The organism is Nocardioides panaciterrulae (assembly GCF_013409645.1).
In the GTDB taxonomy this organism is placed as follows: Bacteria; Actinomycetota; Actinomycetes; order Propionibacteriales; family Nocardioidaceae; genus Nocardioides; species Nocardioides panaciterrulae.
The window spans coordinates 628,643-640,730 of sequence record NZ_JACCBG010000001.1 but is presented as its reverse complement, the minus strand read 5'-3'; the positions used below and the strand labels follow the sequence as shown (position 1 = coordinate 640,730).

11 protein-coding genes and 1 pseudogene are annotated in these 12,088 nt (G+C 66.6%); 4 read left to right on the top strand and 8 right to left on the bottom strand.

What is annotated here, in order from left to right:
- The first annotated feature begins 44 nt into the window (after window positions 1-44).
- The 3 genes from BJZ21_RS02970 (at window position 45) to BJZ21_RS02960 (ending at window position 4,001) form a co-directional block, all read left to right on the top strand.
- Window positions 45-1,835 carry a thiamine pyrophosphate-requiring protein gene (locus BJZ21_RS02970; RefSeq protein ID WP_179662396.1) on the top strand — a complete coding sequence of 597 codons (1,791 nt, stop codon included), beginning with the start codon at window positions 45-47 and terminating at the stop codon, window positions 1,833-1,835.
- A gap of 226 nt (window positions 1,836-2,061) precedes the next feature.
- A complete protein-coding gene (locus BJZ21_RS02965) occupies window positions 2,062-3,129 on the top strand; it encodes an enolase C-terminal domain-like protein (protein ID WP_179665470.1) in 1,068 nt (355 codons plus the stop codon).
- Between the two features lie 107 nt (window positions 3,130-3,236).
- A complete protein-coding gene (locus tag BJZ21_RS02960; RefSeq protein WP_179662395.1) occupies window positions 3,237-4,001 on the top strand; it encodes a hypothetical protein in 765 nt (254 codons plus the stop codon).
- Between the two features lie 10 nt (window positions 4,002-4,011).
- On the opposite strand, the gene BJZ21_RS02955 is transcribed toward BJZ21_RS02960, so the two are convergent.
- The 4 genes from BJZ21_RS02955 to BJZ21_RS02945 form a co-directional block, all read right to left on the bottom strand.
- Window positions 4,012-4,242 (bottom strand): hypothetical protein, encoded by a 231-nt coding sequence (locus BJZ21_RS02955; protein ID WP_179662394.1) that lies wholly within the window; start codon window positions 4,240-4,242, stop codon window positions 4,012-4,014.
- A 73-nt stretch (window positions 4,243-4,315) separates the two neighbouring features.
- On the bottom strand, window positions 4,316-4,450 hold the full coding sequence (locus BJZ21_RS21335; RefSeq protein WP_281380815.1) for a hypothetical protein: 135 nt from the start codon (window positions 4,448-4,450) through the stop codon (window positions 4,316-4,318).
- A gap of 104 nt (window positions 4,451-4,554) precedes the next feature.
- Window positions 4,555-4,797: a hypothetical protein gene (locus tag BJZ21_RS02950; protein WP_179662393.1), complete on the bottom strand. Its 243-nt coding sequence runs from the start codon at window positions 4,795-4,797 to the stop codon at window positions 4,555-4,557.
- A gap of 116 nt (window positions 4,798-4,913) precedes the next feature.
- Window positions 4,914-5,114, bottom strand: coding sequence for a hypothetical protein (locus BJZ21_RS02945; RefSeq protein WP_179662392.1), 201 nt, complete (start codon window positions 5,112-5,114; stop codon window positions 4,914-4,916).
- Between the two features lie 378 nt (window positions 5,115-5,492).
- Between BJZ21_RS02945 and BJZ21_RS02940 the strand changes: the two genes are divergently transcribed.
- Window positions 5,493-6,950 (top strand): sugar transferase, encoded by a 1,458-nt coding sequence (locus BJZ21_RS02940; protein WP_179662391.1) that lies wholly within the window; start codon window positions 5,493-5,495, stop codon window positions 6,948-6,950.
- A gap of 298 nt (window positions 6,951-7,248) precedes the next feature.
- Here BJZ21_RS02940 and BJZ21_RS02935 read toward each other — a convergent pair whose 3' ends face one another.
- From BJZ21_RS02935 to BJZ21_RS21915, 4 genes and pseudogenes are all read right to left on the bottom strand, one after another.
- The gene (locus BJZ21_RS02935) at window positions 7,249-8,334 is read right to left on the bottom strand and encodes a DUF1972 domain-containing protein (RefSeq protein ID WP_179662390.1); all 1,086 of its coding nucleotides are present in this window, start codon (window positions 8,332-8,334) and stop codon (window positions 7,249-7,251) included.
- A gap of 209 nt (window positions 8,335-8,543) precedes the next feature.
- On the bottom strand, window positions 8,544-9,800 hold the full coding sequence (locus BJZ21_RS02930; protein ID WP_179662389.1) for a nucleotide sugar dehydrogenase: 1,257 nt from the start codon (window positions 9,798-9,800) through the stop codon (window positions 8,544-8,546).
- Between the two features lie 361 nt (window positions 9,801-10,161).
- Window positions 10,162-10,392: pseudogene (locus BJZ21_RS20755) on the bottom strand (ISL3 family transposase); the annotation flags it as partial.
- A 640-nt stretch (window positions 10,393-11,032) separates the two neighbouring features.
- Window positions 11,033-11,479: a glycosyltransferase gene (locus BJZ21_RS21915; RefSeq protein WP_179662388.1), complete on the bottom strand. Its 447-nt coding sequence runs from the start codon at window positions 11,477-11,479 to the stop codon at window positions 11,033-11,035.
- Between the last annotated feature and the right edge of the window lie 609 nt (window positions 11,480-12,088).

The window sequence follows — 12,088 nt, the reverse complement described above, 5'->3', positions numbered from 1 at the left end:
CCCCACCCTCGACACCGCACGATCCCTACCGAAGGAGGCACCACATGACCACCGTCGCCGACCAACTGCTCTCCCGCTTGCGGGAATGGGGCGTGGACCAGGTCTTCGGCTATCCCGGGGACGGCATCAACGGCCTCCTCGGCGCGTTCAGCCGGGCCGATGACGAGCCGCGGTTCATCCAGTCCCGGCACGAGGAGATGAGCGCCTTCGAGGCGGTCGGCTACGCCAAGTTCTCCGGGAAGCCGGCCATCTGCATGGCCACCTCCGGCCCGGGTGCCGTGCACCTGCTCAACGGTCTCTACGACGCCAAGCTCGACCACGTGCCGGTGGTCGCGATCGTCGGCCAGACCAACCGGACCGCGATGGGCGGGTCCTACCAGCAGGAGGTCGACCTGCTGACGCTGTTCAAGGACGTGGCCAGCGACTACGTGCAGATGGTGACGGTCCCCGAGCAGCTGCCCAACGTGCTGGACCGGGCGATCCGGACCGCGATGACCCGGCACGCGCCGACCGCGATCATCATCCCCAACGACGTGCAGGAGCTGGACTACTCCCCGCCGCAGCACGAGTTCAAGATGGTGCCCTCCAGCCTGGGGATCAGCTGGCCGACCGCGGCCCCCGACGGCCAGGCGCTGCGGCAGGCCGCGGAGATCCTGAACGCGGGCAAGCGGGTCGCGCTGCTGGTCGGCCAGGGTGCCCGGGGTGCCGCCGGCGAGATCACCGAGGTGGCCGACCTGCTCGGCGCCGGGGTGGCCAAGGCGCTGCTCGGCAAGGACGTGCTCAGCGACGAGCTGCCCTGGGTGACCGGGTCGATCGGGCTGCTCGGCACCCGGCCGAGCTACGAGATGATGCAGGGCTGCGACACGCTGCTCACGATCGGGTCGAGCTTCCCCTACACCCAGTTCATGCCTGACCTCGACCAGGCCCGCGCCGTACAGATCGACATCGACGGCACGATGATCGGGATGCGCTACCCCTACGAGGTCAACCTCGTCGGCGACGCGGCCACCACCCTGCGTGCGCTCATCCCGATGCTGGAGCGCAAGACCGACCGGTCCTGGCACGAGGACATCTGTGCCGGCGTGGAGAAGTGGTGGGACACGATGGAGGACGAGGCGCACGTCTCGGCCGACCCGGTGAACCCGATGCGGATCTTCTGGGAGTTCTCCAAGCAGGCGCCCCAGGACGCGATCATCGCCGCGGACAGCGGCTCCTCGGCGAACTGGTACGCCCGCCACATCAAGTTCCGCGGTGCGATGCGCGGCTCGCTCTCGGGCAACCTCGCGACGATGGGCCCGGGCGTGCCGTACGCGATCGGCGCGAAGTTCGCCCACCCCGACCGCCCGGCGATCGCCTTCGAGGGCGACGGCGCGATGCAGATGAACGGTCTGGCCGAGCTGGTCACCATCTCCCGCTACTGGCAGACCTGGGACGACCCGCGGCTGGTGGTCTGCGTGCTGCACAACAACGACCTCAACCAGGTCACCTGGGAGCTGCGGGCGATGGGCGGCACGCCGAAGTTCGTGGAGAGCCAGGCGCTGCCGGACATCTCGTACGCCGGGTTCGCCGGCTCGATCGGCCTGGGCGCGATCGAGGTGAAGGACCCCGAGGACCTGGCCGCCGCGTGGGAGACCGCCCTGAACGCCGACCGCCCCTACGTCCTCGACGTGCACTGCGACGCGGACATCCCGCCGATCCCCCCGCACGCCACCCTCGACCAGATGACCAACTCCGCGAAGGCGCTGATCAAGGGCGACGCCAGCCGCTGGGGCGTGATGAAGGAGGGCATCAAGACCAAGGCCCAGGAGTTCCTCCCCCACCACGACCACGACTGACCGCCGCGCTCGGTGGTCGAGTAGCGAGCGCCAGCGAGCGTATCGAGACCCGCGCTCGGTGGTCGAGTAGCGAGCGCCAGCGAGCGTATCGAGACCCCAGAACGGGCTCGGTGGTCGAGTAGCGAGCGCCAGCGAGCGTATCGAGACCCCGAAGCTGTCGCTGGTCGAGTAGCGAGCGTATCGAGACCCCGTAACGAAAGGCAGGGCAGCAGCCACGGACACCCCGATCACCACCCTCAGGACCTGGACCGAGACGATCCCGACCGACGCCCCGGAGGGCGACGGCACCCTGACCTGGGACAGCACCACGATCGTGCTGGTCCAGGCGGAGGCCGGTGGCCGGACCGGGCTGGGCTGGACCTACGCCCCGGCCGCGGCGGCCCAGGTCGTGGACGGCCTGCTGGCCGACGTGGTGACCGGCCGCGACGCCCTCGCCCCGGAGTCCGCGAACGACGCGATGGTCCGGGCGGTCCGCAACGCGGGCCGCCCGGGCCTGGTCGCGATGGCGATCTCCGCGGTCGACATCGCGCTGTGGGACCTGGCGGCCCGGCTCCAGGACGTGCCGCTGCACCGCCTCTGGGGCGTCGACCCCGACCCGGTGGAGGTCTACGGCAGCGGCGGCTTCACGACGTACGACGACGACCGGCTCCGGACCCAGGTCGAGGGCTGGTGCGAGCTCGGGCTGCGCCGGGTGAAGATCAAGATCGGCGAGTCCTGGGGCAGCCGGGTGGACCGTGACCTGGAGCGGGCCGCGCTGGCCCGCAAGGTCGCCGGCGATCCCCGCGACGACGGGGCGGACCTGTTCGTGGACGCGAACGGCGGCTACTCCGCCGGCGAGGCGATCCGGGTCGGCCGGGCGCTGGAGGACCTGGGCGTGGTCTGGTTCGAGGAGCCGGTCACCTCCGACGACCTGCCCGGGCTGGCGCGGGTGCGTGACGGGGTGACCGCCGACGTCACGGCCGGTGAGTACGGCTACGACCTCACCTACTTCCAGCGGATGGCGCCCTCGGTCGACTGCCTGCAGGTCGACGTCACCCGGTGCGGCGGGTACACCGAGTGGCGCCGGATCGCCGCGGCCGCGCACGCGCAGCACGTGCCGCTGAGCGGCCACTGCGCGCCGTACGTCTCCCTCCCGGTCGCCGCCGCCTCCCCCGGGCTGCGCCACCTGGAGTGGTTCCACGACCACGTGCGGATCGAGCAGCGGCTCTTCGACGGCTGCCCCGACCCCATCGACGCGCACCTGACCCCGAGCGACGCCCCCGGCCACGGCCTGACCCTCAAGCAGCCCCGCTGATCGAGGTGCGAGAAGCGACGAGCCTCGAGATCCCGACACAGGACGTGAGAACCCGGCCCCAACTGGGTAGGTAACTGATTGCCCCGTAGCACAGAAAGGCTTCCCTCATGTCTGACCACAAGCAGCCCACCGTCAAGCCCCGCGGTGTCTGGCTAGGCCTGATCCTCGCGCTGGCCGGTGCCGTCCTGATCGGCCTCGGCGTCGCGTTCACCTCGTGGATCTGGGCGATCGCCGGCGTGGTCGTGCTGCTGGTCGGCGGCACGGTGGGCGTCCGCGGCGGGGTGATGTACGACGCGCACCGGGTCGCGCCCAAGGACGAGGTCAAGCAGGCGGTCCACGGCGAGCAGCGCGAGGGCGTGAAGCCGGGCGCGATGCTCGAGGACCCGAAGGTGCGGCGGAAGTCCCGGGAGCTCGACCGGGTCCGGCTGCTCGAGGAGTACAGCTCGAGGAACGCGCCGCGCCCGCCGCTGGCCAACGCGGCCGCGATGGTGGCGGCGCTGGTGGGGCTGTTCCTGCTGGTCGCCCAGTGGGGGCTCTACCCGATCGGCTACGTCTCCCAGACCAACGCGAACTGGTCCTTGGGCTTCTCGATTCTCTGCTCGGCCGGCGCGCTGCGGATCCTGTTCGGCCAGCCCGGCCGGCACCTGCTCTCGACCCTGGTCATCCTGCTCTGCGGGGTCGGGCTGGTCCTGCGCGGGTTCCTCGCCAACCACGAGATCGGGGGCACCGTGGGCGCCGAGGTGGCGTGCGGCGTGCTGCTGCTGCTCAGCGGCGTGGTGGCGCTGGCCTCCCCCGGCAAGCGGCTGGAGGACCTGCCCACCCAGCGCGAGCCCGACCGGGTCGACCTCGCGGCCGGCAGCCACGCGCACTGACGACAGCCGACTAGGACGCCGCCCGCGGCGCCGGGAGGCCCACCGCGTGGGGCCCCGGCTCGAGCGCGTCCGCGGCCACCGGCAGCTCGGCCATCACGGTCATGTCCTCGCCGGAGGACGGATCGATCCACACGTGCGCGGCACCGGCGCCGAGCAGGGCGCCCTCGATCGCGGTGAGCACCTCGTCGACGACGTGCGGCCGCTGGGGCACGTGCAGGGTCAGGATGCGGCGTTCGGCCACCTGGCGGCTCTGAGTACTTGCGGGGATCATGCCCGGTTCAACGAGTCCGGCCCCGGTCGGTGACGCCGTCGGCTCAGCCGATCTCCGTGAGCTGCATCTCCGCAGGCTCCTCTTCGCCGGCCGCGGCGAAGGCGCGACCCACGAGGACCGCCAACGGGAGCGGCACCACGAGCCACCACAGGCCCGCGCCCACCAGGAGCCACCACATGTGGGGAGTTTGCCCCTCGCGCGATCGCGCGAACCGCGACGCGCCGGAGATACCGAAAATCGGGTAAGGCTCGAGCCAGCGCTGGACGGCGGCCGCGGGTCCGGCTAGCGGCCGACGCACTTGCGGCCCTCGGCCTCCTCGACGGCCCGCGGAGCCGGCACCGCGTGCTCGTTCGTGGCCGGCTCGGGGAAGTCCGCCAGCACGGTCAGGTCGTCCGCGGAGGTGGGATCGATCCAGACCCGCTCCGCGCCGACATCGACCAGCGTCTGCTCGAGCGAGGTCAGCACGCCGTCCAGCACCGACTTCCCGACCGGCGCATGGAGCGTGAGGATCCTGCGAGTCGTCATGGCCGCCGCCTCTTTCGTGGTCATCGAGCTTCTCGACACACGCACATCCCGGGCCCGAGAAGCCGCGCTCAGCGTACTCCTCCCCGACCCGCCGCGGGAGGACGCACACCTCCGGGCTACGGACGCTCCTCGCCCGGACCGCCGGTGCGCGGGGCGAAGTCGGCCATCACCACCATGTCGGGGCTCCCGGTCCCGTCGATCCAGACCCGCGACGCGCCACTGCTGTGGAGTGCGTCCTCGATCCCGGTCAGCAGCGCATTGAGCGCCGCCTCCGGGACGGGCGAATGCACGGTGACGATCTTGCGGGTTCCGGCCACGGACAGAGTCCACCTCTCCAGTCGTACGGTCCGCCCGGGCGTGGGCGGCGCCGCGTGGGGTCGCCCCTCGAGCGCCCGTCCCCGTGCAACTGCGGCACTCTAGCCACCACCGTCCACGTGGCCCACCATCCGGGGATGTGACGCACGTCTCATCCATTGGATGGGGGTGCGGAACGACTTGGCCGAACCGCCTGCCCTGGCGCACACTGTGTGATGCAGTGGGGTTGATGTGTCTTGCGTGGTTCGGGTCCGTGAGCGCGTGTTAAGGATCGGACAACAGGTGGCGACGGGGGCGGCCGTGAGTCAGGATGGACTCTTGACGGCGACAACTATCTACCCGGCACTCACCTTCCTCACGGGTGACAGGACTGAACTGGCATGACCCTGATCTCGGATCGTCGGGAGCGCCTCGCGACCGCGGCGCCCACCCGGCACCTGCGGATGCTGCCGGCCACCGCCCTCACCCTCGACCTCGTGGTCATCGCCGGGATCGGCGGCCTCGCCGCGCTCGGTCGGGAGCAGCTCGACATCTTCGCTCGCTCGGCGAACGTCGTCGGCACCCTCGGGATGGCAGGCCCCGCCATCCTGTTCTGCTGGTTGCTGGCGATCGTGGTGGCCGGCGGCTACCGGCGCAACGTCTTCGGCGCCGGCACCGAGGAGTTCAAGCGGGTCAGCAACGCGACGCTGGCAACCGCCGGCGTGATCGGCATCGCCTGCTACCTGACTAAGTTCGACCTGGCGCGCGGCTTCTTCGTCCCGACCTTCGCCCTCGGACTGCCGTCGCTGATCCTGGGCCGCTACTTCCTGCGTAAGGCCATCCACGGGCTGCGTCGACGCGGCGCGCTGCAGCAGCGGGTGCTGATCGCCGGGTCGGAGCCGCACATCGACGAGATCGCCTCCGTGCTGAGACGCGAGCCCTGGCTCGGCTACCAGGTCGCCGGCGCGCTGACACCCGAGCACGACCTGCGCGAGGAGACCGCCAGCGGCATCCCGGTCTACGGCAACATCGACGAGGCCGCCTCGATCGCTGCGCTCACCGACGTCGACGTGATCTTCTTCGCGGGCGGCTCGATGGGCTCCAGCAACCAGATGCGGAAGATGATCTGGCAGCTCGAGCACGAGGACGTCCAGGTGGTCGTCGCTCCAAGCGTCACCGACATCTCCAGCGACCGGATCAAGGTCCGTCCCGTGGGCGGCCTGCCGTTGATGCACATCGACCCGCCGACCGCCACGGACGCCTCCCGGTGGGGCAAGCGGCTCTTCGACATCGTCGGGTCGGCGGCGCTCCTCTCGCTCTTCGCTCCCCTACTCCTGGCGATCAGCCTGCGGATCCGCACCCACGACGGTGGCCCGGTCACTTTCAAGCAGACCCGGGTCGGACTCGACGGCCGGAAGTTCGAGTGCCTGAAGTTCCGCACGATGGTGGTCGACGCCGAGCAGCTGCTCGCCAAGCTCCACGAGGAGCAGGGCTACGAGAGCGGCCTCTTCAAGATGAAGGACGACCCCCGGGTCACCACGCCGGGTCGCCTGCTGCGCCGCTTCTCCCTCGACGAGTTGCCGCAGCTGATCAACGTCCTGCGCGGCGACATGAGCCTGGTGGGCCCCCGCCCGCCGCTGCCCCACGAGGTGGCGACGTACGACCGCGACGCCCAACGCCGGCTGCGCGTGCGGCCGGGCATGACCGGTCTGTGGCAGGTCTCCGGCCGCTCGGACCTGTCCTGGCCGGAGGCGATCCGACTCGACCTCTACTACGTCGACAACTGGTCGATGATGCAGGACCTGTCGATCCTCGCGAAGACCTTCAGCGCCGTCGTCGGCTCACGCGGCGCCTACTGAGAGCGACTGGTTCCGGCCACGATGTTGGCGGCCGTTGCATCCGCACAACTGGTCCGCCCATACCGGAGACGGATCGACCACGTGGCGACACCGTGAGCCCCAGACACACCGGGTCCACAGGACGCGCACCAGAGGCTGGGGAGCGCCCAGAGCGTGTCCACAGGCAGTGCAACGGTCTCCAGGCGACGGAGCGGCGCTCATGATCGAGACGTTAGGAGCCGTTCTCGGTCCCCTTGGGTGCGGTCAACGATGTTCCTCAACTTGAGGTAGGAGGAGCGTCCTGGGACGCTCGTGCCACTCAGCCGGCGATCTCCACCAGCATCTGCTCGTACCGGTCGGCTACCTCGTCCCACCGGTAGGCCTTTTCGACGTGACGTTGTCCCAGGGTGCCCCTCGAGCGCGCCGCCTCAAGGTCCGCGTCGTCCGCTCGAATGGCCGTGGCAGCTGACTTTGCGTCGCTGAAGAAGCGGGCGTGCTCCGCAGTGACCTCGTGGTTGAAGTTCACATCGAAGGCGGTGACTGGGGCGCCGCAACCGAGGGCGCGCAACAGCGAGGGATTCGTCCCGCCCACCGAATGGCCGTGCAAGTAGGACCGAGCATGAGCGTAGAGCTGGTTCAAGAGGTCCTGATCCCAGACCGAGCCGACGAACCTGACGTCGTGACCCTTGGCCAACTCCTTCAGGCTCGCGATGTACTCGTCCTGGTAGGGAGCGGAACCGACCACCACTAGGGGTCGTGACGAACCCGCCTGACAGTACCCTTCGACAATCAGGTCGACGTGGTTCTCCGGCTCCATCCGGGCCACAACGAGGTGGAACTCCCGGCTCTGAAGGTTGAGATCGCCCAGCTTGTCGAGTCCGGGATCCAGGATCTCGGCGCCGTAGGCGATGAGGTAACTCGGAGCGTTGTACTCGACCTGGAGGTAGTCGGCGATGCCCTGGGCATCCGCGATCAGGGCAGTCTCGGACCGGGCACAAACACCCTCGGCCCACTTGTAGTACTTGGCGCCCAGACCCTGCCACTTCGCGCGCTTCCACTCCAGCCCGTCCACATGCACTGCCGTCGGGATACCACGCGCCCGGAGCACCGGGATGAAGGGCGCGTTGCCCGCATTGAACAGGACCGCGACGTCAGGCTTGCGGCCGAAGCTGTGCAGGGCCGACAACCCCGTGTGGCTCAAGGTTTCGAGGGACGATCGCCGCACCGCAGGAAGGTTGAGGAGCTCCATGCCCTTGTGGGTCTTCTGAGTCTGGCCCTGGTTGCGGCAGTAGACGCGCACCCGGTGGCCCTTGGCTGCCAGACGACTGCCGATCTCCTCAATCGCGGTCTCAAAGCCACCGTATCGAGCGGGCACGCCCCGTGTGCCGAGCATCGCGATCTCCATGCCAGCCTCTCTCGCAGCTCCTCAAGCCGCCTCAACATCTTTGCGAACCAGCAAAGCCGAATCCGCGCGGATCGCCTGCCCACCCCGGGGGACAATCTGTCAGACAGTCAGAACGCTCGCACCCCGGCCACGGACCTCCGTATAGATGCTTTGGTCACTCGGTCGACTCTATTGCACGGATCCAACGCCGGCGGCCTCGCCAGGAGGTGTTATAGGCGAACGCTGCGGGTGCTTGTCACCGCGCCCCGCGTGTCGAATAGCACCCCAGCCGCATCTGCAATGGCATCCAGATCAAACTGCGAGTGCGCCTGCAGGAGGATTGTTAGGTCCGCCTCGCGCACGGCCTCCAGTAGATCCCCCTCGACTGGACTCACGCCATCCACGTTCCAAACGTCAACGTGCGGATCGCAGAATCGAACACTGGCTCCACTCGCAACGAGCTTCTCGGCAACGGCGACCGCCGGCGATTCCCGCACATCAGCAATATCAGCCTTATAGGTTACACCAAGCAGAATGACCCTACTGCCCCTCAATGCCTTGGCCGAATCATTGAGCAATTCTGCGGCCCGGAAGACCACGTACGCAGGCATCGAAGCGTTCACTTCCTGAGCGAGCTCAACGAACCGGAATCCGTAACCAAGTTGCGAACGCACCCTGTGACTCAAGTAATTCGGATCAATGGGAATGCAATGACCACCCACGCCAGGGCCCGGACGGAAGGCGTGAAAGCCAAATGGCTTTGTTGACGCAAGTTCAATCACATTCCAGAAGTCGATTGAGAGTTCATGGAAAAATCGTGCCATCTCATTGACCAATGCTATATTCACATGGCGATAAGTATTTTCAAGCAGTTTTGCAGACTCTGCCTCGCGAGAGCCGCGCGCCAGAACAACCTCATCAACAACTCGAGAATAGAACTCAGCCGCAAGGGCCCGAGCAGTGTCCCCGTCTGCACCGACAATCTTCGGAGTGTTTCGAAGACCGTATTGGTGGTTACCCGGATCAATCCGCTCTGGAGAATATGCAACGAAGAAATCAACATCCACCCTGAGCCCCGACACCTGCTCAAGTAGTGGCGTGACAAACTCTGCAGTAGTTCCGGGGTAGGTAGTTGATTCCAGTACCACCAGCGTCCCAACCGCCATGTGCGGCGCAATGGACCGGCACGCAAACTCGACCGCCGCGAGATCGGGGCCGCCGTCGGCGCTAAGGGGCGTCGGGACACAGATCACAACCGTCTCAGCAGCCGCAACGACGGCGGCGTCAGTCGTAGCGCGAAAACCTAGCTGAATAAGTTCGGCAACGCGGTCATCGCCGAGATCATCCACATGGGACTTACCACTATTGAGTGTTGCCACTACATCCGAATTTATGTCAAATCCAGTAACTTGCAGTCCCGAGCGGCAAGCTTCGTCGACAAGGGGGAGACCGACATACCCCAAACCGACAACAACAACGTGGCTCACGCCCGTTCCCTTCGTGTTAGGTTAAGTGTCCTGCTGCGATCTAGCCTAGGCCCGACCTCTTGCGAAATATATAAGTACTCGTATCCAGCAGTCCCGTCCGAGCCCCCACAATCCTAGCAAGAGGCGGCAATTGACGCGAGACATGCCCACCCCGATGCGACCCTATAGCGCTTCAACCAAGACCCGCGGAATCATCTGACCTGAATTTGGTCGCTGCAGACAGCCCCGCGTCCGCCTGAGGCCGGCCGTGTGGGGCCCGGCCCCGCTTGCTGAGAGTCGTCGACTCGACGGCAGAAGCCGCCACACCAGCGGCTGCTAGACCTCGCTTGCTCAGCCGGGAATGCGCTGATCTGTCGCCCCAACTGGGTCGCCAGCTCAGCGGCTGCTGCGCCAGTGGCCTGGTCACGGTGCCGCGCGGGACGCCGTGGCATCCGCTGCGACGCCACCGATCGGATCCGTCACCGGGCCCGAGGATCGGCGAAGCGAGGACAGCCCGACCGGGTTCCAGCCGCTGGCCGGAAACCTCGGGGCCGAACTCGTCGAGCCGACAGAACTTGGTCAGGCCAGGGCATACGAAGGCAGCGTCGGACAAGTCGAGGTCTGCTGCATGGTCGGCGTGGGAACCTCCATCTTCAGGGGACCCCGGCCCCCATCCAGCCACCCCCAGAGGCCGCGGCACAACCTCAACTGCGAAGTGCCGTGAAACGGGCCAGCATAGATACCTTGGGTCGAGCACACCCAGCAGACAGACCTGTATTTGTCAGCTGCCCAAACGATCGACGGTTCAACTTCTTGAATCCTGAGATACAGAAGCAAGGGGACATTCCGGCCGCAACCAATGAAAACGCTAACCGCCTGAGCACCAGCGCATGACGCACGCACGCAAGCTCACTTGCGCCCGCCACAAATACCCAATGTCGATTTAGAGGTACCCATGGCCGCCTGCAACGATGGCACGCCAGTATTGACCCCAAGCAACGTCCACGCCCCCGTCATGAAGTAAGCATAATCCCCCCAGTGGGCGGGCTTGAGGATCGCTAATCCTTACACCTACCCCGGTCGTCGCGATAATGACGCTGAGCTGCCCAAACAGGGCTGGCCACAAAGACAAGGCCGAGCGCAGCGAGAAGGTTGCGGTCTGGCCATTGGCGGGCTTTCACAACGGCGGAATCGCTGACGCTGACGAATAATAACGAGTAGGGCGCCAGAACTGAACGCTTCTCCCAGCTCGCTTACGTGTTCCCGCACGCAGCCGAACGTGTCTTTGCAAGCAGCAGAGATAATTGCTTAGATACCTCACCCGGACTGAGACGTTCTCGCCAAACAACCTCCATCCGCACTTTCGAGTAATCGCTGACCGCTTCCCGCATGACCCGCTGGACCTGAGTAATATCGGTCCAATCGTCCAGATAAGTGATGGCAGTGCCAGCTATCTCGGTGATGGCCGGCGTTGGCGTGGCCACGACAGGCACTCCCGCAGAAAACGCGTCAACCAATTTAGCCGGAAGCTGCCGGAGACTTGCTGGGTCGGTGGACATCGGCAGAGCTAGGACGTCGATCCGCGAGTAAGCGGCCGACAACGGAGTTGAGGGGTCAAGAACTTCCAAACCCGGGGCGGCGACAACGCCCTTCTGAGAAAACGTGACCAGCTTGAACCCTTTTGTCTCGGCTAGCCGCATGAGGGCATCACCTCCCTTGTGGGCACGCCAGGTTCCCAGGAATCCGACTCTAATCGGGCGATCTCTGGAGAAGGAGGGGTGCCCGACCAGCATGCGGTGCCGCACGTGGGGAATTCGCACGGACGGCAGATGATTTCCGGGCACGTGTGGCCCGAGGGCCCACGTAGCGACCGAACGAGCGTTTGCGACCCTGACTGCCCTTCGCTGCGCCCGCCGAATCCTGGTCGCGGACCCCGAGCGCAGTCGGTTCAGCTTCACAGCATTTCGCACGGAACGAGCCACAAACATTTCCGCAAGACCCGCGTCGTCATCGTCGAAGTCGACGACCACACACAAACGGTCCTCCGGGACAGCCCGACGCAACGCTCTTAGATATCTCGGCAAGGGTGAGATTGACTTGCAGGACCATACCACAATGCGTCTGTCGTGACTCCAATCGCGAACCCGCTTACCGAATAGGTTGGGCGAAGGCAGATCGTCAACGGCTACCGGAAACTGCGCTGCGGGTAGCCATCGACTGCTCGACTCTGGGGCAAACAGGCGGCACTCCCCCAGTTCACGTGCAACCAACGCCATGCTCAACGCTCGCCCTAACGCATTACCGGACGC